This window comes from Bacillus sp. S14(2024), assembly GCF_050473785.1.
GTDB classification, from domain to species: Bacteria; Bacillota; Bacilli; order Bacillales; family Bacillaceae_G; genus Bacillus_A; species Bacillus_A yunxiaonensis.
The window spans coordinates 252856-273207 of sequence record NZ_JBFLUP010000006.1 but is presented as its reverse complement, the minus strand read 5'-3'; the positions used below and the strand labels follow the sequence as shown (position 1 = coordinate 273207).

Genomic DNA, 20352 nt, shown 5'->3' with positions numbered 1-20352 from the left:
ATAATAGGGATCCTCCAAGGATCCCTATTTCTCTGTATACTAACGCTCCGTAAATCAGCTGCAGAGATAAGGTGGAATCCCCGCCTCAGGGAGAATAAACACCAAGATGAAATAAGCAAGCTGCATACACGATGTGACGATAAGTAAAAACGATAATTTTGGGTACCATTTCTTCGCAAAAGAATGTACAGAAAGCCCAAAACTACTAAATACAAGAAACAATGTACCGACAGCTGTTATAATAATATCCATTTTCTTTTCATAGCTTGGCGATAATAACAAAACAAATGTAACAACAAAAAGAATCTGTAATATACATGCAATAACAGGAACAATTTTCCGCTTCATTTTTACCCCTCCGATCCGTCTTACTTTTTATGTAAAGTATAACAAAATCCCCCTGCTCTCGCGCGGCAGGGGGACTATCATCTATATTAGGTTAGGTGCACATGATTATAGATTAAGAGGTGTTCAGAAAGATACTTTCTAATTATCGATATAATTGACTGCCTGTTTCTTTAAACTCTTCTGCTTTTTCTTTCATACCTTGTGAGATTGCTTCTGTTGTTTCTAAATCATTCTCCTTTGCATACTCACGAATATCATGCGAAATTCTCATACTGCAAAACTTCGGACCACACATTGAGCAGAAATGCGCTGTCTTTGCTCCTTCTGCTGGTAATGTTTCATCGTGATACTCCATTGCACGCTCAGGGTCTAATGATAAATTAAATTGGTCACGCCAACGGAATTCAAAACGCGCTTTAGAAAGAGCGTCGTCACGCTGATGTGCTGTTTTATGACCTTTTGCAAGGTCAGCGGCATGCGCGGCAATTTTGTACGTAATAACACCTTCACGAACATCATCTTTGTTTGGTAAGCCAAGATGTTCTTTCGGTGTTACGTAGCAAAGCATCGCTGTACCGAACCAACCAATCATCGCTGCTCCAATCGCAGAAGTAATATGGTCATAACCCGGTGCAATGTCTGTCGTTAACGGTCCGAGCGTATAGAACGGTGCACCATGACAGATGTCGAGTTCTTTATCCATATTCTCTTTAATTAAATGCATCGGTACATGTCCTGGGCCTTCAATCATCACTTGCACATCATGCTTCCAAGCAATTTGCGTAAGTTCTCCTAATGTTTCCAGCTCAGAAAATTGAGCTTCATCGTTTGCATCCGCAATTGAGCCAGGGCGTAATCCATCTCCAAGAGAGAAGGATACATCGTACTTCTTCATAATTTCACAAATCTCTTCAAAATGTGTATATAAGAAGTTTTCTTGATGGTGATATAAACACCACTGAGCCATAATCGAACCGCCGCGTGATACAATTCCTGTTACACGCTTTGCTGTAAGCGGAATGTAACGAAGCAGCACACCAGCATGAATTGTAAAGTAATCTACGCCTTGCTCCGCTTGCTCAATTAGCGTATCACGGTATACTTCCCACGTTAAATCTTCCGCGATCCCGTTTACTTTTTCAAGCGCTTGGTAAATCGGCACTGTTCCAACTGGTACAGGCGCATTACGAATAATCCATTCACGTGTCGTATGAATGTTTTTCCCAGTAGAAAGGTCCATAATTGTATCTGCACCCCAGCGCGTTGCCCATGTCATCTTCTCTACTTCTTCTGCAATCGACGATGATACGGCTGAGTTTCCGATATTCGCATTTACTTTCACATGGAAGTTACGTCCGATAATCATTGGTTCTGCTTCCGGGTGATTAATATTTGCTGGTAAAATCGCACGGCCTTCAGCAATTTCCTTACGTACAAATTCCGGTTCCACGCCTTCACGGATCGCCACATATTCCATCTCTGCTGTGATAATTCCTTTACGCGCATAATGCATTTGCGTAACATTTTCCCCAGCCTTTGCACGAAGCGGCTTACGTCCCATTTGCGGGAATACAGGCGTATGTGTAGCTGCTGTTTTCACACCATCATCTTCCGGTTTCACTTCACGGCCTTCATACTCTTCTACATCTCCACGTTCCACAATCCAGCAGCGGCGCGGCGTTGGAATCCCCTTTTCTAATTCCACTGTGTAATCAGGATCCGTATAAGGACCACTCGTATCGTACACACGAATAGATGGATTTGGTACACCTTTTGTATCGCTTTGTGCAATCTCGCGCATCGGTACTTTCATATCTTCACGTGTACCTTCTACATATACCTTCTTACTTCCAGGTAAACTTGACTTCAACTCAATTTGCTCAGCTGAAACAGATTGTTTCATAATTATGTTTCCTCCCCTGTGTCTTAGCGAAGTAACCTCCGCTTTTCTTAGATCCAGCTTCAGCGGCTAGAATGTTCGGTGGCTTCGCGCCTTCCTCCGAGGCACAATACGCCTCTCTGTCAGGAGCTCCATCCCCCTCTCATTCTGAACGAGCCGCTTCAGCTTTTCTTTTGACCAGGACGAGAACTAGCGGCCAGTGTATGCTCAAATAAAAAAGCCAGGTCCATAAAAAAAATAGGACCTGGCAACATAAGGCATTGTTATGTAAAGCCGTTAACTTCCCTCCGCTGGTACGAACCAGATCAGGTCCAAAGGGTTAAGAAGTTTCAACGCACTTCTCTCTCAGCCCAACTCTCTTGAGCACCCCTAGTTTATCACTGATTAAATTTTTACTACGCTCCTATCATACATCATTGTCTAAAAAATGCAAAGGTATTTATATCATTTCTTTTCCTTATTCAAAAAATGGGTATTTCACTTAATACAGGCTGCTTCCCCACTACATACATATAGAATATAAGCCAGTGCAGGACGTATGTCTTATGCAAACTTTTCACTATAAGAACAGGGGTGAGAGAGTTGATAAACCTACAATCTATCATAACCATACTCGTTTTTCTCGGAACCACGCTCATCATCTTTTGGCGTCCAAAAGGGATGAATGAAGCAATTCCGGCAACAGTTGGTGCAGTGATTGTCATTTTAAGCGGTACAGTTTCTCTTACCGACTTGGGTGATATTAGCTCAAAAATTATTGGCGCCGCCATAACAATTATGGCTACCATCGTTATGGCAATCGTATTAGAGAGTTTTGGCTTTTTTTATTGGTGCGCCGTTCAACTTGCTAAAAAAGCAAAACGCTCTGGTATTCGCCTCTTTTGGTATACAAATCTTCTTTGTTTCCTCATGACATTATTCTTCAATAACGATGGCAGTATCTTAATTACAACTCCCATTTTACTGCTTTTGTTACATCATTTACGACTCACACATGATCAAAAAATACCTTACTTACTAAGTGGTGCACTCATCGCTACTGCATCCAGTGCGCCGATTGGTGTAAGCAATATTGTGAATTTAATCGCCTTGAGAATTATTGATATGGACTTATACATGCATACAGCCATGATGTTTGTTCCCGCTATGCTTGGTCTTCTTTTTATGTCACTTCTGTTACTCCTTGTTTTCCGGAAAAAAATCCCTGAAAAGCTCCCGGTCTTATCGACATACTTAGATGAAAATTTCGTAAAAAAACCCTCTCACCCACTGCAACCACGTCCCACAATTGATGAAAATCGTAAGCGAACAAGGTTTATGCTTGGCATTCTATTATTTGTTTTCTGCGTTCGCCTTAGCTTATTTATCGCATCTTTCTTTCAGTTTTCTATCGCCATTGTAGCAGTCACCGGCTCCGTTATTTTACTCGGGTGGAGATGGTACAAACTGCGCATCCCACCTCATGATATGATAAAAAAAACACCTTGGTACGTCTTAATTTTCGCATTTTCTATGTACGTGATTGTGTATGGACTTAATAACATCGGTTTAACCAAACTGCTCGTCACTACATTTCAACCACTTATCACTGATAGTTTATTTCATGCCACTTTTGTTATGGGGGGCCTAATCTCTATCCTCTCTAACATTTTTAATAACCATCCTGCCTTAATGATTGGCACGATTGAACTCACCGAAATGGGACTAGATCCTATTACATTGAAAACGATTTATCTTGCAAACATTATCGGTAGTGATATAGGCTCACTATTACTCCCAATTGGTACATTAGCAAGTTTAATGTGGATGTATATTGTGAGAAAAGGAAAAGTAAATATCGGCTGGGATACCTATATAAAAACTACATTTCTTGTCATTCCGCCAACCGTCATTTTTACACTATTTTGTCTATATTATTGGGTTAAGTTAATCTTCGCATCCTAAAACATCTCTCTTCTTCACTACGTTAGAAGGAGGTGATTACGAGAAAGGTGATTTATCATGCTTCATTTACAAAAATATATTAATCAGCCCATACAAGTGACACTATCTGGGGAGCTTCTTCCATTTGAAGGAATTATGATTGATAAAGGCTCAGATATTATTGTATTGTATGATGGAGAAAAATACATGTATATCTCTAGTTTACACATTCAACATTTAACCCCAAGCATTGATCCTTCATTATTTGATAACCTGACAATTCCAGAATCTTTACTACCGCAAGACATCATATCAAGTGAATCCACTATTTCACTGCGAAAAACATTGCAAGTGGCAAAAGGACAATTTATTGAACTTGCGCTATCATCTGAACACGCCTTACATGGATATGTTACCCACATTATGAATGACTATTTTGTTTTCCTCTCACCTGTCTATCAAATGTTATACATCCCATTCCATCACGTGAAATATATCGTTCCATATAAAGAAGCAGAAACGCCTTACGGACTCGAAAATGAAAAACTCTTATCGCCAGCCTCAAAACTTACACTTGCACGTACGTTTTCTGAGCAAATGAAAAAACTAAAACAACGTATCGTTTTACTTGATTTAGGCATACAGAGTTATAAAATTGGCAAATTAGCTGAAGTAACCGACAACCAAATTGAACTCATTACAGCACGTAATCAGCGTTTTCATTTTAATTTACATCACGTTAAAACCGTACATCTCCCAGCCTAAAATTAAAAATAACAAAAAGGGGTATCTCATCATAAGAGAAACCCCTTTTTTCTACTAAGGAATCATCCAAGTTAAATAATAAGCTTGAATGTATGTGATAATACCAACGATTGTTACGAAGAATAAACTATGTTTCACTGTGAAACGGAATAAGTCAGATTCTTTTCCAGCAAGTCCAACTGCCGCACATGCAATTGCAATGGACTGCGGTGAAATCATTTTACCAGTTACACCGCCCGTTGTATTCGCCGCAACAAGTAATACTTCCTTCACGCCTACTTGATGCGCTGTAATTGCTTGTAGATTTGAGAATAATGCGTTTGCAGATGTATCTGATCCTGTTAAGAATACCCCAAGCCATCCAAGGAATGGTGAGAAGAACGGGAAGAACTTCCCAGTTCCCGCTAATGCTAATGCCAATGTTGATGAAAGCCCTGAGTAATTTGCGATAAACGCAAAGCCAAGTACTAATCCAATTGACAGAATTGGCATTTTCAATTCTTGTAACGTTTCTTTAAATGTAACAGCCGCTTGTTTTGGACTCATTTTCAGAACAAACATTGTGATAATACATGCAATCAAAATCGCTGTTCCTGTTGCCGATAAAATATCAAGCTTTAATATAGCTTCATATGGCGTTGGTTTATTAACAATTGGCTCTGCCTTCATCACTAAATTATGCAGGCCCGGAACTTCAAATTTAAACACTAATCTTGCAAGCGCACCGCCTGGAGCAAATAGATCTTTAAATAATTTTTGGCTCCAGATTACAACCATTATCGTTAAGATAATAAACGGTGACCACGCTTTCAAAACTTTTCCTGCTGTTAAATCTATTGTCGAACCAGCATTTACCGTTGCCGCTGCCTCTACTTGTCCTTCTCCAGAACGATAAATTTCTTTTGGCTGCCATACTTTTAAGAATAGTGCTAAACTCACTAAGCTCACTAGTGCAGATGTAATATCTGGGAGTTCAGGTCCAAGATATGTTGCTGTAATAAACTGCGTAATCCCGAATGAACCACCTGCTACAAATAATGCAGGCCACGTTTGTTTGATACCTTTTAATCCATCCATTAAGAATACAATAAAGAATGGAACAAATAACGATAGAAGCGGTAATTGATGCCCGGCCATTTGTCCTACTTTATGAGGATCAATACCTGTTACTTGACCAGCTACTAAAATTGGAATCCCCATGGCTCCAAATGCTACCGGCGCTGTATTTGCGATTAAGCAAAGTCCCGCTGCGTATAATGGGTTTAAACCAAGTCCTGCAAGAAGTGCTGCTGTAATTGCTACCGGTGCTCCAAATCCTGCTGCTCCCTCTAAAAATGCACCAAATGAGAAGCCAATTAAAATGACAAGTAAACGATGATCATTTGTAATAGAAAGAACAGATGCACGAATAATATCGAACTGTCCCGTTTTCACTGAGATTTTGTATAAGAATACTGACATGATGATAATCCACGCAATTGGCCATAATCCATAAGCAAAACCATAACCCGTTGCTGCCATCGCCATCGTAAATGGCATTTTATAAACGAAAAGTGCAATTATAACTGTTAATACAACTGTAATAAAGCCTGCAACATAGCCTTTCATACGAAAAACTGTTAACGCTAAAAAGAAAAATATAATTGGAATCATTGCAACTGCTGCTGAAAGCCAAATATTACCTAGCGGATCATAAACTTGTGTCCATGTGCTCATAGTTTCCCTTCCCTTCTAATCTTCCTTTTTCATAAACCTATAATCCTATAAATAGACAATCGGGTCATCAGACCTTTAAGTCTAAAAAATAAAACGTCCAAAGAAAACGTTTTCATAAATATTTGATAATTCTACTTTATCATATTTCCCTATATTTACAATCCTATTTTCGAATTTTTTTCACATTCCATTTGTTCATTCTTTCACAAAATGTGATATGATTATAAGTTTTTTAAATAACATGAAACTTCCTTCTGGGAGCGTTTTTCCCCAGAAGGTTAGCTGAACCAATCGGGCGCATACCAGCAGTTATCCCCTCTTCTGTAGAAAAGCGGAAGCGGCTCGCCCAGAATCGCAGGACGCCTTCGCACCCTACAGAGAGGTGCTTTTTGCCTCGTCCGAGGGAGCGAAACGACCGGAGATTCTAGCCGCTAGAGCTGGACAACAAAGAAATGTGGAAGTGGCTCGTCCAGAATGTGAGGGGGATGGAGCTTCTGACGTAGAGGTGTTTTTTACCTCGTAGGAAGAAGTGAAGCCACCGAACATTCTAGCCACTGGAACTGTACAACACTTTTCCCTGAATCTTGAGGTGGGGTATTACCGTCCGCGAATAGCCGGATAAATGACGAACTTATTCTAGCATAATTTTTTACTCATATAACTCAGACTATTGGAAATTTCTCTAATATACGAATAGTAAAATGACATTTTCTTATACTAAGGTGGAAAAACAAATTTAGGAGGGATAAAAATTGACTGAGCAAAATCGAACTCAATCTGCCATTGATGCAGGGCGTAATAACACAAAACGCGGAATTGAAGTAGCAAGCGATGCAGTACAAAATGCAGTTGATGCTGTTGAAGATGCTGGAAAAGCAACAGTTGACCGTATTTCTGAAGCAGTTAAAGATGTCACAGCTCGTTAATACGAGATAATTTGTTTACGTGTTTGTTGGAATCATTAAGCAAAGAAAAATAAAGTGAAACTTCCTTCTGAGAGCATTCTTTCCCAGAAGGCTAGTTGAACCAATCGAGTCCTTACAGACGGTTTGTCTCTCTTCCTTACCTAACTTCTTACCGACTGTTTTGACGGGATATAGGAAAATCTCACTATCTTTTATATAAAGGGTAGCGTCAGGAAAATGAGGATTTACAACATTAAACAAATTACAGCATAGAAAAAAATCGATTCCTCTTATGTTTAGGAATCGATTTTTTAATTTGGCTTATTAAACTAACATGCTCTTATATGTAGTATCCGTTTCAAAACACCGATATGGTGCACCTTTTATCTATGTTTACATGTAACCATAGAAAAGCGTTTAAGGACTTGACTTGGAACCTCCGTGGGCATGATTGGTCTTAAAAGGCTGAAGCAGTTGTTTCTGTCGGCAAACCAACCTATCATACCCACGTCCTGATTCCGCCCCAATAAGGTTGATGAAATTCACAGGCCCTTTTTTAAACGAACGACGAACCGCGAGCTCGATTTCAGTCTTCGATTGCCTGGTAGACCATGGTCCAGAAGTCGTGGATAAGCCGTGCCGAATTCGGGACTGACAGCCCGACCTGGGTAAGTAGGATTCCGGTAAGCTGGTTGTCCGGGTCGGCGTACGCCGTTGTGCCGCTTCCACCGTCCCAGCCGAACTGGCCGATGGACGCATAGTCGCCGCGGTAGGTGCGCACCGCCATCCCGAAGCCCCAGCCGCCGTGCTGCCCTTGGCCGAACGACACATGGACATTGTTTTTGGCCAAGGCGTCTCGGGCTGCTTGTTGCTCAGGTGTGAGGCGGTTGGTGGTCATCAGCTGGACGGCGTGCCGGGACAGGATCCGTTCGCTTTCGTGCATCCCGTGATTCAGCAGCATCCGTAAATACGCGTTGTAGTCGTCGACGGTGGAGACCAGCCCACCACCGCCGCCCTGGAACGCTGGAGGCTGGCTCCAGCGTCCCCCCTTGGCCTCGTCCCACACGATGAACTCTCCGGTCTGCGGGTCGGGGGCGTAAAGGGTCGGCAACCGGTCGATCTTGTTGGCGGGCACGTGGAAACCGGTGTCCTTCATGCCTAGGGGGTCGAAGATGCGTTCGCGCAGGAACGTCTCAAACGACTGGCCCGTGACCCTGGCGACGAGCACGCCGAGTAAATCGTTGCTGATGTGGTATTGCCATCGCTCTCCGGGCTGGTGCATCAGTGGAAGCTCGCCAAGACGGCGCATCCACTCATCCGGCTCGGGCATCGGCACCGGTAGATCGGGCGTGAGCCCCTTCTCGAAAATCGCGTTCATGATCGGAGTGCCCAGCGACGTAATATCCATGCCGAGCCCGAACGTGGAAGTCAGCAGATCCCGTACGGTGATCGGACGCCGCGCTGGCACGGTATCGTCCAGCGGGCCGTCGATCCGCTTCAGCACCCGCCGGTCGGCGAGTTCCGGTAACCACGTCTCTACCAGGTCATCCAGCCGCAGCCTGCACTCGTCGAGCAGGATCATTGCCGCCGAAATCGCAAGCGGCTTGGACGTCGAGGCCATCCGAAAGATCGTGTCTCGGCGCATCGGCGCTCCACCATCATGGCGCATCGTGCCCATCGCTTCAACGTGCGTCTCACCGTTCCGGCTGACTAAAGCAACGACCCCAGGAATCTTCCCGGAATCGACATGTCGTGCCAGCACGTCGCGCATTTTGTGCAGTCCTGTTTCGGAGAAGCCGCTGTTGCTTTGTCCCGTTGTAATCTTTTTCATTTGGTTTCCTTCCCTTTACTTTTTTATCAACTCTATTTGTTCTACAAATTCTCTTTTGCTATTCATGCTTAAAAGCCCTTTGTTACTCTATCTAATCTATTTCCTTTTGGATACAAATATAACTGTTCATTGAATTTTATACATAAAGGTACGACTGTTCGATGAATAAGATTTTTAATTTTAAAACACTCGAAATTTACTCCTTTTAGGACCTTAGCATTATTAAAATTTGGGGAATCGTCTTGGAAATGGTCTTAGCGTTGTAAATCCGCACTTTCCTGACGGTACCCCATACCCATCAACCTAAAAAAAGAAAACACCCCCAAAACGAGAAAACTGAGCAATTTGCTCAAAATCTTTGTTCTGGGGGGTTCTTTACTCTTAACTTGATAGGCATGGGGTCACCATATCAAAAAAGAAAATTGTACGTTTAGACACAAAATTGACACATTTCGATTAGTTCCCTGTACGTTAAGAGATTAGCTTGTATATTTGAGGAGATGTACGAGACAGGTGTAAATTTAGGAGAATCTAATATTTTCCATTCAAATATGATAGAATAGAAGTATATCCAAAACGGAGGAATAACAAATGAACTCAAACACAAAACAGTTTATTTATGATATCCAGCAAAGAAAGAACAATTATATAGAAAATGTATTAATAGCAATACAACACCCTCAAAAAGAGCAATCTGAACAAGTCATTCAAAATATAGTAGAGAAGATGGATATGATGATCAGTTTAGTTACTACTTACATGGCTATTGAATCAGAATCTACAAAAGAATTAAAAGAACTTCAGGAAGAACTTATTCATGCTCAAGCATATATTCAAAAACGGAAATTTGAAGAAACACAGAGATAAAACCCTGTGTTTTTACTTGGTGGACTATGACACTAATTTTTTATAAATCTGATTAGATATAATTTGATTATTGTTTTGGCATAATCCATACAATTTGTTGAATGCGTACAATATATGGCATCGTATCTTCAATGAGCAAATGATCTGGTTTCACATCTTTTAACTTTCCTCTTACATTACCTCTTACAGTTTCAATAACCACATGTTTACCAATTACTGATTGTAATGTCTGATATACGTAGGGATTGGGTGCACTTACCATATGTTGTTCACTCAAGTTATTTCCTTCCGAATAACTCATTCTATAAGACTCCTTTCTAACTTGCATTCTTTCTCCTAATATATGATATAAATCTTATCAATATGCTAGAAGGATAATTCATTATAGGAACGGAAATAACATTTTAATAAGGTACGGTTTCTATTTCTACATTGCTAAAAAAATGATTTATATAAAGTTACTTTTACTAGTTAATAGGAGATGATATAGGGATATTTTGAATGTACACCTAGGTTGTTCCTTTTAGGATATGTATCATTTTAAATACGCCCTTTATTAGAATAGCGCTCATACTTTTTTTGAGATTCTTTCGTAATACGTGCGTTAAGTAAAATTGCTAACAATAAAAACACTCCATATTTTCCCCCTGTAGCTCCTATGATAATCACACTACTATAAACAAGTACAATTAATAGGATAAACGAAACTAAATAAATACGATTATAATTCTTTGACATCTTCTCGTATTTTATGCGTTCTTTCCTTGCATCCATCTAAATTCCTCCTTTAAATGATCCATTTGACTCTCAAATAAATCTCGCCCTTAAAAAGGAAACAATCTATCGTTTTAAATAATTAGTTTGTTTTTTTATCAACTAATTTATATAACGTAAAAAGAAATCCTACCAATATTAAGCTTTCCACCATGATAATCCTGACCCTCTCCTTCCTTTTAACCCCAACACATCAGATAAAAGTTATGTATATCCCATATTAGCTGCAACAAACAAAAAGGATCATCCCTTTTTGTAAAGGATCATCCTTTTCTTCGTTCATTCAACAATTTTTAGGTATTCTTGATTAATTAAAATAACAGCCGGTCCATTTACAAGAATTCCACCAACTTCAATTTTTTCATAAGACTCAATCTTAATAGAAGTAATTCCTTTCCGCTTCTTTAACTCGTTACTTAATTCTTGCGTTGGCATGCGTTTCATATCTTCACTCCTTCTTATTGTTCCATTTAATCTTATTATGTTAAATAAATTGTAAAAATGGGTTCTAGTTCTAGAAATCCCATCATTTTTTATCGTTGACCATATATTTAGATGTTACCAACTCGCGCATCTCTCTTATGAAAAGAAGATAAATAATTACTATTCATTGTCTCAGTAATTGTAAAAAAATTCTTAAAGATAGAAATGCGATTGATTGTTTTTTCTTCTAGAAATAATGACTTAGATAGTATATTACCTAAAACAATGAAAGCCCTACCTCTCTTTCATCCTTACGGCTCCTTGTCCGTGCCAGTGTGAATCAGGAGTACAAAAATCAAGTGACTATTTAATCGAGTTATTTGATGAAACTTCGAACGATCGTAAAAGAAATTTTATAATAAAAATGGATTAGATTGAAGTAATAACAAAAGAGGTTCCTACTCTAAAAGTGAGTTGAAGAAATTGAATGTCTTTGAAATGATTTGCTTTTAATACTCATCACATTCCCGAAAAATTCAGGATGTTTTCGGGTGATATAATACATTATCTATAATGAACCTTAACAGAAACTTTTTATTTGATTTTCAGTAATTCCTTTAATTAATTCTAGTTCACTGACCAAAAATTTATATGCATCATCCAACAATTTTTTTTCGCTTGTATTCAGTTCTTTTTCTTTCTTCATACGCATTAAATCGCGTACAACTTCAGCACCTTCTTGTATTTCACCCGTTTTTATTTTGTCTGTGTTCACTTTATGTCTTTGTTTCCACGGCAGTAATTTACAGGATTCTTCATGCTGAAAAATGTGTATAATGTGCTTTAATGCAAGTATATCAGTAACTGGGCGTATATTCGAATTCAATATTTTATCCGTAGGAATCATGACTTGCATATTACTGATCGACATTTTTATGACATAATACTGTTGTTTTTCCCCTGAGAATTCTTTTTCTTCTATGGCTTCAATTATACCTGCTCCGTGCATTGGATAAACAATGTTATCGCCAATTTGAAACATATAATCCACCTCCATATATGGTAACCTTCTTAACTTTAACATATACTTGGTTTTTTATCAAATATTTTATAATATCATAAAATCATTTTTACCGTCAACTACTTTTTGACAAAAATTAAATTAAGTAAAAAACGCCCCCAAAACAATAGGGAGTGTGTCAGATTTCCCATAAAGGGAAGGGGAATTTCCCCGCTTATATTCTGAAATCTCTACTCATTAACGTAGATCAGTTTTCCCTTGAAAACGACCAAATCGATCCCGTATTTTTTTCAATCTTGTGTGGTACTCCAAAATCTCAATTCTTGCTTTTTCAGCTAGAGGTGCAATTGGTCGTAAATCTTTTAACCCCCAATAATCAACTACTACATCAAGTACTTGATCAAAATATTGTAGTGGCCCATAGTTAGCTTCTTTTGCAATCACAGCCATTCTATTTTCAAAATCAGGCATGACTGCACCTGGCATTTTAAAATTCATAATCACATTGGCAATATGATAACAATAATTAGGTTCCAATTCCAAATGTGTTCGAATCACGTCTCGATAAAACGCATAATGAAGGGTTTCATCTTTTGCAAGACGGCGTAATAATGTAGCAAGATCTGGATCATGCTTACTTGCAATCTTAGCTACATTATTGTAAAACACCATCGTTGCAAGTTCTTGTAGCGTCGTATACGTCATGGCTTCGATTGGCGTGTGAAAATCAGGCTCAAATCCACCTTCAACGACTGACTTTCTTAATTCATGTATTCGTTTAGGGTTCACACTTCGAGTGAGTAGTAAATATGTCTCCAATAAATTCGAATGTTGATCCTCTTCTGAGGTCCAAGTATGAATAAAGTCTGTAATAACAGAAAGGGATCCTTTAAAGGTCGCCGATAAATACGTTGTAAACCATGGTAAATTCACTTCTGTTAATAAAGCTGTTTCAATGGCCGTAATTACACCAGAAGGAAGAGTAACTTGACTTTCATCCCAAGGAACTCTTTTAAAGTCCATTCCCTTATCCCATGGTAAAAACTCATGATAACCCCAGTCTATCTTCTGCGCTCTTATTTTATGTTGTTCATACAATTCTTTTAAACGTGGTTCTAATCGGAAATCTAAATCATTTGTTAGCATATGTAAGTGCCTCCTTTTCTTATCATAGATAGTCATTCTATAATTACATTCGTTTTTATCTTTTAAAATTTTCTTTAAATAGATATTACTTTCCTTTTTTGGGGTTCAGCCGCATGCCTATCAATTTAAGAAAAGTAAACACCCCAAAAGCGAAAAAAAGCTGACTTCTCAAATAACTAACTGTAGAAAAAGGAAATTTTTATTTTGGGGGTACTTTAAAATATTAACTTGATGGGCATGTGACGGTACCCCTAAAAAAAAGTACTCGCACGCTGCGAGTACTTTTTTTATCATCTTCTTTTTCTTCGTTTGCGGTGCATCATTTTTTTACGCCTTGTATTCACAACGTCCGCGATAATATGTAATGCACTAGCAGCAATAACGCCCAGTACAAACATAACAATTGCCACTTCATGTGCCCTTGCAATCTCTATGAGTTTCCCCTCTAGTACCGTCTTATTTAAAATATATAAAAACGGTGAGAAAACAAGCAACATATAAAGAATACGAATCAAATCACCAATAATAATCGTATGCGTAAGCGGTGACCGGTGCGGCATCACAACTTGATATGGATACCAAAAGATGCGAAGTAAGCCCCATTTGCGGTAGGCAGAGCTATGAATATCCAGATCCGGTGTTAAAAAGTACGTCCCAATAATAAATCCAATGGTAAACGTAAGAAGAAAATCAAAATTCGTTAACCCGTAAGAGCCGAGCATAAATAATACAACGGGAAGAGAAACTAAGTTTATCTTGGTATGTGTTTTTCCTGATGGCATATCTAATTCCTTCCGTTCGATCCTAACTTGTTCGACTGCCCATTTAATGAAGAAACACCAATAGACGTCTCACTACATTAATCTAATTTTTGATCGATAAGTGACGTATCCACATCAGAACCAAACCATTCTCCCAGCTTTGTACGCGCTTGTTCTTTCACTTCTTCATCTACATACATAGCAGTTTGTACGAGCGCAGCTGTTAATGCGCCTAAGTCATCTGTATAACCAAGACCAGCTACAAAATCCGGAATAGCATCAATTGGTGAAATAAAATACGCAAGAGCACCAATAATCGTAAGCTTCACTGGCTTTGGAACACCTGGTTTCTGCAATACATAAAACAGCAACAAACTAGCATAAATAACTGAATGTCCCGCCTTAATCGCTGCATGTTTTACTTTATTCCAAAACGCTTCGACTGAAAATTTCTCCTTCATCATGACGAAATCTCCCCTCGTTATTCTTTTATCCCGTTATTCACGGGCTGTAAGACCCCCTACTGCTAGAAGTTTCACTTTATTTCTATTATGCCGAATTTATTTACAACATAAGCAAACTTCACATACATACAATATAATGTAGGTTCCGGCTTGGCCACGTTACTTATCATGTACTTTCATTATAACAAACAAACCTAAAAAGAACAAGTGTTCGGTGTTGGTTTTTAAATTTTTCTCAATATAAAAAGTCCCCTTTTCTACATCCGCTTTCCCCTATTTGTCATATTTTTTAGTTGACGAGCATATAAACCAATGTTAAAGTTTTCACTGTCAGCTATAATAAAAAAATACAAAAAATGTAAGAAATGGGTGTGTTCCTAATAACCAAATTTTGTTGTATAATACAAAATGGCTTTGTTCTTATGGAACAATACAAAATGGCAGGAAAACAAAAGGGTATGCATAGTTTAAGTCATAAATAGATGTATAAAGAAAAACTCTATCCATGGCAAAGAAAACTATGTATTTTTTATTTTAGCATGTTTCTCTCGAAAATCGACCAAGCCTGATAGAGAAAGGGTGAAAATGGATGAAGGAATCTTTGAAATCACAATTTCAAAACGTGCGATTTACATTATTCGTTGCCATCACACTGTGGCTAAAAACGTACATTATTACACGTACTAGCTTTGACTTAAAACTAGAATCTTTCATGCAAGAATTCATTTTATTTATTAGCCCATTAGCCTCATCATTACTTTTAGTGGGCCTTGCATTATTTGCAAAAGGGAAAAAACGAAACTATATTGCACTTGGAATTGACATTGTCCTTACCATTGTTCTTGTTGGTAACGTAATGTTCTACGGTTTCTATAACGACTTTGTAACATTACCTGTACTTGGACAAACGTCAAACTTCGGTAGTCTTGGCTCTAGTGTGAAAGAGCTATTTAACTACAAAATTGTTGTAGCTTTTGCTGATATTATCTTCTTCGCAGTCCTTTTAAAGAAAAAGAAAGACTATGCAAAAACAGAGCGTGTTTCACGTCCAATGCGATCACTATATTTCATATCAACAATTGCTATTTTCTTTGCAAACTTAGGACTTGCTGAAGCGGAGCGTCCTGAATTATTAACACGCTCATTTGACCGTGTAATGCTTGTCAAAAACTTAGGTTTATACGTACATCAAGTGTACGACCTTGGCTTACAAGCAAAATCAAGTTCACAAAAAGCATTTGCAGATGGCAGTAAGCTGCAAGAAGCAGAGAACTATGTGAAAACAGTGCAAGAAAAGCCAGATCCAAATATGTTCGGCTCAGCAAAAGGGAAAAACGTAATTGTTGTATCTCTTGAATCTATGCAGCAATTCTTAATTGGTGCAAAAGTAAACGGACAAGAAGTAACACCATTCTTAAACCAGTTCGCGAAAGAAAGCTATTACTTTGAAAACTTCTATCACCAAACAGGTCAAGGTAAAACATCTGATGCAGAGTTTCTTGTAGATAACTCTTTATACCCATTAGATCGCGGCGCTGTATTCTTTACGCATGGTAATAATGAATTTGTTGCAACACCAGAAATCTTGCATGAACAAGGCTATTACACGGCTGTATTCCATGCAAACAACGCAACATTCTGGAACCGTAACATGGTGTATCCAGCACTTGGTTACGATCGTTACTTTAATGAATTAGATTATAAGATTACCCCTGAAACAAAACTAGGTTGGGGTTTAAAAGATATTGAGTACTTTGATCAATCAGTGAATATGTTAAAAAATATTAAGCAACCGTTCTATACACGTTTCCTTACGTTAACAAACCACTATCCATTTGACTATGATGAAGCAACGAAATTAATTGAGCCATATAACTCAGGTGATGGTGTATTTGACCGTTACGTAGTAACAGCTCGTTATTTAGATGAAGCGTTAAAACACTTTATTGAACGTTTAAAAGCAGAGGGAATTTACGATAACTCTATTATTGTATTCTATGGTGACCATTACGGCATTTCTGAAAACCATAACCGTGCAATGGCACAATTCTTAGGAAAACAAGAAATTACAACATTTGATCAAATGAACTTACAACGTACACCGTTCTTCATTCACGTTCCTGGTCAAAAAGAAGGAAAAACAATTACAGCACCTGCTGGTGAAATTGATGTAAAACCAACAATCCTTCATTTATTAGGCGTTGATACAACGAACGACATTCATTTCGGTCACGACTTATTCGCACCAGAGCGAAAACCATTTGTTGTATTACGTGATGGAAGCTTCGTTACAGATCAATACATTCACACAAATAATACATTCTATAACCGCACGACAGGTGAAGTTGTAGAAGTACCAAAAGCTGAAGCACAAGCAATGGTTGATCGCGCACAAAATGAGCTGCGCATGTCTGATAAAATCATTGAAGGTGACTTACTTCGTTTCTATGAAGGTAACAAAGTAAAGACAGGTACAATTAAAACAATCATTAAAGAAAACAATAAAGAAAAGGCCGCTGAGTAATCAGCGGCTTTTTTCTAGTTGTAACATCAATTCTACAAAATACACCATGGCGACTAATTATTACACAACCTTCACTAAATTTTTACATAAAATTCATGAAACATCTCTATAATAAAACATGTAAGCTTTGTCCCTATTTATTATACAAGCTACCCTCCTTTTGCAACGTTCTGTAATCGAACGTTGTTTTTTTTATGCAAAGCAGGATTCTTTCTTCTAGCCTTCGAATTTGTATGTGCAGACAATACTTGGGGAAGGACGGAGAAAACATGAAATATGAACGCTTTATATTATGGAATGGGAAAATGCTTGATACAACAAACGAACAACCTCATATCGACTTAGAAGAGCGCGGTCTACAGTTTGGTGATGGCGTATATGAAGTCATTCGTGTTTATAAAGGGACCTTGCACTTATTAGATCCGCATATAACAAGACTATATCGCTCAATGGAAGAAATGGAGCTCACCCTTTCTCTCTCAAAAGCAGAGCTTATCGCATCTCTATATGAACTGCTAGCAAAAAATCAATTCCAAGAAGACGGCATCATTTATCTCCAAATTTCACGAGGTGTTCAGCCACGTGTTCATACCTTTTCCTTTGATGCAACTCCAACTATTTATGCATACATTCGTAAAAAAGAACGCCCTGCTTTATGGATTGAATATGGAATTCGCGCGATAACAGAGCCTGATGTCCGCTGGCTGCGCTGCGATATTAAGTCACTGAATTTAATACCAAATGTATTAGCTAGTACAAAAGCTGAGCGAAAAGGCTGCAAAGAGGCTCTTCTCGTTCGTGACGGCATCGTTACTGAAGGAAGCCACTCTAACTTCTTTCTTGTGAAAAATGGAACACTATATACACACCCTGCCAACCATCTCATTCTAAACGGTATTGTCCGGCAATATATTATATCACTTGCCCATACATTACATATTCCCCTGCAGGAAGAATCGTTTCGTGTTCATGATGTATACAAAGCAGATGAATGCTTCTTTACGGGAACAACCTTTGAAGTAATGCCGCTGACACATCTCGATGGAACCGCTATTCAAAATGGACAAGTCGGGCCTATCACAAAATTGTTACAAAAAACATTTATGCAAAGTTTTTCTACTTCTAGCGTCTTTTGGTCTTAAAAACGGATAATTATCTCTCAAAAAACTCCAAATATATGGATATAATTCCAAAATAAGATGCATATTTGCATCTTTCTTTTTTTTGTTAACCTTTTTTATGATATTCGGATTTCTTCATAAGCATTGACATCAATCGACAACCATTTTAGAATTTTTATAGTTGGTAAATTTTTCATCACATTAAAATACAGACAGAAAGGAATCGACAAACTATGAAAAAATATCTTGCCGGTCTTGCGGCAGTGTCTGTAGCAGGTGCAGCAGCACCAACAATGGATACGGTTCAGGCAGCTACTGAACAAACCGCACAACAACCTGCAGCTCAAACAGCTCAAACAACATCACAAAACACAACAAAGTACACAGTAAACGCAGACGTATTACGCGTTCGTACAGGTCCTGGCACTTCTTATGAAATCATGTCTCGCGTACACGAAGGAGACACACTAAACGTAATTGGACAAGAAAATGGCTGGTACAAAATTAACCACCATGGAAAAGTCGGCTACGTTAGCGGTGAGTTTGTAAATGCGGGCTCTACTAGTACTACTTCTAAACCAGACAATAACACAACTGTTCAAGCAGCAAGTGGAAACTATACAGTAAATGTATCTTCCCTTCGCGTTCGTACAGGCCCTAGCACATCACATACGCAGTTAGGTTCTCTACATAAAGGACAAGTTGTTCAAGTCACTGGCGAAGTACAAGATTGGTTCAAAATTAACTACAGCGGACAAACAGCTTACATTAGCAAAGACTATGTAACAAAAGGCGGCTCTATTGCAGATGCGCCGCAGGATAACCAACAGCAAAATAACAACAACAATAATGTTACAGTTCAAACTGGTGGTACTTACGTTGTAAACACGACATCTTTACGCGTTCGTACTGGCCCTGCTACATACCACAGTGTAATTGGCGGCGTATTAAATGGACAAACATTAAACGTAATTGGCGCTGAAAATGGTTGGTTCAAAGTCAAACATAATGGAACAACAGGTTATGTTAGCAGCGAATTTGTGAAATTTGTAAAAGGTGGTACTACTCCATCTAATCCTTCTACATCCAATCCGCCAGCAACAAGTAACGAAACTCCATCACAAGGAAGCGGAGAATATTACGTTAATGCAAGCGCACTCAATGTACGCGGCGGTGCTGGCACAAACTACGGTGTAATCGGAGCCTTACCACAAGGGCAAAAAGTACAAGTACTTGCAGACGAATACGGCTGGAGCAAAATAAACTATAATGGTCGTACTGGATATGTAGGCACTCGCTACTTATCTAAAACACCTGTAAGCAGCGGACAAGAAAATAAGCCAGCTGAAAAACCGAATAATGGAAACAATAGCAATAACAACAATACAAGCAATAACTCTGGTGATATGTCTTCACTACTTTCATACGCAAAATCAATGGAAGGTGTTCCATACGTATGGGGCGGTACTTCTGCAAGCGGCGTTGACTGCAGTGGTTATATTTATCACGTTTATAAGAAATTCGGTTATTCAATTGGTCGTCAAAGTGTAGCTGGCTATTGGAGCAGCTTCCAACATACATCTAGCCCACAACCAGGTGACTTGATTTATTTCCAAAATACATATAAATCTGGTCCATCCCATATGGGTATTTACCTTGGCGGCGGCACATTTATTCAAGCCGGTGACAATGGTGTTAAAGTTGCTTCATTAAACAACTCATATTGGAGCAGTCATTTCTTAGGATATTCTAAGCCTTATTAATTGATAGTTTTAGAGCCTTCTAGATTACTAGAAGGCTCTTTTTATTATGTAAACTTATCCCGTAAAAGCCCGATTGATGAGGCCTTCCATTCGTGATCAT

18 protein-coding genes and 1 riboswitch are annotated in these 20352 nt (G+C 38.8%); of the genes, 7 read left to right on the top strand and 11 right to left on the bottom strand.

All coding sequences use genetic code 11. The features are described 5' to 3' along the window. Positions 1 to 54: 54 nt before the first annotated feature. Together AB1279_RS01590 and thiC are read right to left on the bottom strand one after the other, a co-directional pair. Positions 55 to 348, bottom strand: coding sequence for a hypothetical protein (locus tag AB1279_RS01590; RefSeq protein WP_429757609.1), 294 nt, complete (start codon positions 346 to 348; stop codon positions 55 to 57). Between the two features lie 142 nt (positions 349 to 490). Then, positions 491 to 2251 carry a phosphomethylpyrimidine synthase ThiC gene (gene thiC / locus AB1279_RS01585; protein WP_429757608.1) on the bottom strand — a complete coding sequence of 587 codons (1761 nt, stop codon included), beginning with the start codon at positions 2249 to 2251 and terminating at the stop codon, positions 491 to 493. Between the two features lie 262 nt (positions 2252 to 2513). Next, positions 2514 to 2629, bottom strand: a riboswitch (TPP riboswitch). A gap of 204 nt (positions 2630 to 2833) precedes the next feature. Here thiC and AB1279_RS01580 point away from each other — a divergent pair. Then, positions 2834 to 4192: an arsenic transporter gene (locus AB1279_RS01580; RefSeq protein WP_429761270.1), complete on the top strand. Its 1359-nt coding sequence runs from the start codon at positions 2834 to 2836 to the stop codon at positions 4190 to 4192. Positions 4193 to 4249: 57 nt separating this feature from the next. Further along, positions 4250 to 4936 carry a DUF2642 domain-containing protein gene (locus tag AB1279_RS01575; RefSeq protein ID WP_429757607.1) on the top strand — a complete coding sequence of 229 codons (687 nt, stop codon included), beginning with the start codon at positions 4250 to 4252 and terminating at the stop codon, positions 4934 to 4936. Between the two features lie 54 nt (positions 4937 to 4990). On the opposite strand, the gene AB1279_RS01570 is transcribed toward AB1279_RS01575, so the two are convergent. Then, positions 4991 to 6652 carry a lactate permease LctP family transporter gene (locus AB1279_RS01570; RefSeq protein ID WP_429757606.1) on the bottom strand — a complete coding sequence of 554 codons (1662 nt, stop codon included), beginning with the start codon at positions 6650 to 6652 and terminating at the stop codon, positions 4991 to 4993. Between the two features lie 752 nt (positions 6653 to 7404). Here AB1279_RS01570 and AB1279_RS01565 point away from each other — a divergent pair. Next, the gene (locus AB1279_RS01565; protein WP_429712748.1) at positions 7405 to 7578 is read left to right on the top strand and encodes a hypothetical protein; all 174 of its coding nucleotides are present in this window, start codon (positions 7405 to 7407) and stop codon (positions 7576 to 7578) included. A 565-nt stretch (positions 7579 to 8143) separates the two neighbouring features. Here AB1279_RS01565 and AB1279_RS01560 read toward each other — a convergent pair. Continuing rightward, positions 8144 to 9388, bottom strand: a complete 1245-nt coding sequence (locus AB1279_RS01560; protein WP_429757605.1) for a serine hydrolase domain-containing protein — start codon at positions 9386 to 9388, stop codon at positions 8144 to 8146. A gap of 591 nt (positions 9389 to 9979) precedes the next feature. On the opposite strand from AB1279_RS01560, the gene AB1279_RS01555 reads away from it, so the two are divergent. Next, positions 9980 to 10255, top strand: a complete 276-nt coding sequence (locus AB1279_RS01555; protein ID WP_001087724.1) for a hypothetical protein — start codon at positions 9980 to 9982, stop codon at positions 10253 to 10255. Between the two features lie 67 nt (positions 10256 to 10322). On the opposite strand, the gene AB1279_RS01550 is transcribed toward AB1279_RS01555, so the two are convergent. The 7 genes from AB1279_RS01550 to AB1279_RS01520 all read right to left on the bottom strand — a co-directional run bounded on the left by AB1279_RS01550 (position 10323) and on the right by AB1279_RS01520 (position 14841). Continuing rightward, positions 10323 to 10556, bottom strand: coding sequence for a YuzF family protein (locus AB1279_RS01550; RefSeq protein WP_026591141.1), 234 nt, complete (start codon positions 10554 to 10556; stop codon positions 10323 to 10325). A 239-nt stretch (positions 10557 to 10795) separates the two neighbouring features. Further along, a complete protein-coding gene (locus AB1279_RS01545; protein ID WP_253629180.1) occupies positions 10796 to 11029 on the bottom strand; it encodes a hypothetical protein in 234 nt (77 codons plus the stop codon). A 279-nt stretch (positions 11030 to 11308) separates the two neighbouring features. Next, on the bottom strand, positions 11309 to 11473 hold the full coding sequence (locus AB1279_RS01540) for a BC1881 family protein (RefSeq protein ID WP_253629179.1): 165 nt from the start codon (positions 11471 to 11473) through the stop codon (positions 11309 to 11311). Between the two features lie 559 nt (positions 11474 to 12032). Beyond that, complete coding sequence (locus tag AB1279_RS01535; protein ID WP_336481109.1) at positions 12033 to 12494, bottom strand: CarD family transcriptional regulator; 462 nt, start codon at positions 12492 to 12494, stop codon at positions 12033 to 12035. A 216-nt stretch (positions 12495 to 12710) separates the two neighbouring features. Next, on the bottom strand, positions 12711 to 13619 hold the full coding sequence (locus AB1279_RS01530; RefSeq protein WP_429757604.1) for an acyl-ACP desaturase: 909 nt from the start codon (positions 13617 to 13619) through the stop codon (positions 12711 to 12713). Positions 13620 to 13909: 290 nt separating this feature from the next. Continuing rightward, positions 13910 to 14401 (bottom strand): metal-binding protein, encoded by a 492-nt coding sequence (locus tag AB1279_RS01525; protein ID WP_429757603.1) that lies wholly within the window; start codon positions 14399 to 14401, stop codon positions 13910 to 13912. A 77-nt stretch (positions 14402 to 14478) separates the two neighbouring features. Then, the gene (locus AB1279_RS01520; protein ID WP_429761269.1) at positions 14479 to 14841 is read right to left on the bottom strand and encodes a YkvA family protein; all 363 of its coding nucleotides are present in this window, start codon (positions 14839 to 14841) and stop codon (positions 14479 to 14481) included. A 592-nt stretch (positions 14842 to 15433) separates the two neighbouring features. Here AB1279_RS01520 and AB1279_RS01515 point away from each other — a divergent pair. The 3 genes from AB1279_RS01515 (at position 15434) to AB1279_RS01505 (ending at position 20252) form a co-directional block, all read left to right on the top strand. Then, positions 15434 to 17368 carry an LTA synthase family protein gene (locus AB1279_RS01515; RefSeq protein ID WP_429757602.1) on the top strand — a complete coding sequence of 645 codons (1935 nt, stop codon included), beginning with the start codon at positions 15434 to 15436 and terminating at the stop codon, positions 17366 to 17368. Between the two features lie 269 nt (positions 17369 to 17637). Beyond that, complete coding sequence (locus AB1279_RS01510) at positions 17638 to 18510, top strand: D-amino-acid transaminase (protein WP_429757601.1); 873 nt, start codon at positions 17638 to 17640, stop codon at positions 18508 to 18510. A 212-nt stretch (positions 18511 to 18722) separates the two neighbouring features. After that, positions 18723 to 20252, top strand: coding sequence for an SH3 domain-containing protein (locus AB1279_RS01505; RefSeq protein ID WP_429753078.1), 1530 nt, complete (start codon positions 18723 to 18725; stop codon positions 20250 to 20252). The last annotated feature ends 100 nt before the right edge of the window (positions 20253 to 20352 follow it).

What these genes read in the sequence shown, in the direction of transcription:
- AB1279_RS01590 (WP_429757609.1), bottom strand. Translation starts at nt 348, where the DNA reads ATGAAGCGGAAAATTGTTCCTGTTATTGCATGTATATTACAGATTCTT.
- thiC (WP_429757608.1), bottom strand. Translation starts at nt 2,251, where the DNA reads ATGAAACAATCTGTTTCAGCTGAGCAAATTGAGTTGAAGTCAAGTTTA.
- AB1279_RS01575 (WP_429757607.1), top strand. Translation starts at nt 4,250, where the DNA reads ATGCTTCATTTACAAAAATATATTAATCAGCCCATACAAGTGACACTA.
- AB1279_RS01570 (WP_429757606.1), bottom strand. Translation starts at nt 6,652, where the DNA reads ATGAGCACATGGACACAAGTTTATGATCCGCTAGGTAATATTTGGCTT.
- AB1279_RS01560 (WP_429757605.1), bottom strand. Translation starts at nt 9,388, where the DNA reads ATGAAAAAGATTACAACGGGACAAAGCAACAGCGGCTTCTCCGAAACA.
- AB1279_RS01555 (WP_001087724.1), top strand. Translation starts at nt 9,980, where the DNA reads ATGAACTCAAACACAAAACAGTTTATTTATGATATCCAGCAAAGAAAG.
- AB1279_RS01550 (WP_026591141.1), bottom strand. Translation starts at nt 10,556, where the DNA reads ATGAGTTATTCGGAAGGAAATAACTTGAGTGAACAACATATGGTAAGT.
- AB1279_RS01545 (WP_253629180.1), bottom strand. Translation starts at nt 11,029, where the DNA reads ATGGATGCAAGGAAAGAACGCATAAAATACGAGAAGATGTCAAAGAAT.
- AB1279_RS01540 (WP_253629179.1), bottom strand. Translation starts at nt 11,473, where the DNA reads ATGAAACGCATGCCAACGCAAGAATTAAGTAACGAGTTAAAGAAGCGG.
- AB1279_RS01535 (WP_336481109.1), bottom strand. Translation starts at nt 12,494, where the DNA reads ATGTTTCAAATTGGCGATAACATTGTTTATCCAATGCACGGAGCAGGT.
- AB1279_RS01530 (WP_429757604.1), bottom strand. Translation starts at nt 13,619, where the DNA reads ATGCTAACAAATGATTTAGATTTCCGATTAGAACCACGTTTAAAAGAA.
- AB1279_RS01525 (WP_429757603.1), bottom strand. Translation starts at nt 14,401, where the DNA reads ATGCCATCAGGAAAAACACATACCAAGATAAACTTAGTTTCTCTTCCC.
- AB1279_RS01520 (WP_429761269.1), bottom strand. Translation starts at nt 14,841, where the DNA reads ATGAAGGAGAAATTTTCAGTCGAAGCGTTTTGGAATAAAGTAAAACAT.
- AB1279_RS01515 (WP_429757602.1), top strand. Translation starts at nt 15,434, where the DNA reads ATGAAGGAATCTTTGAAATCACAATTTCAAAACGTGCGATTTACATTA.
- AB1279_RS01510 (WP_429757601.1), top strand. Translation starts at nt 17,638, where the DNA reads ATGAAATATGAACGCTTTATATTATGGAATGGGAAAATGCTTGATACA.
- AB1279_RS01505 (WP_429753078.1), top strand. Translation starts at nt 18,723, where the DNA reads ATGAAAAAATATCTTGCCGGTCTTGCGGCAGTGTCTGTAGCAGGTGCA.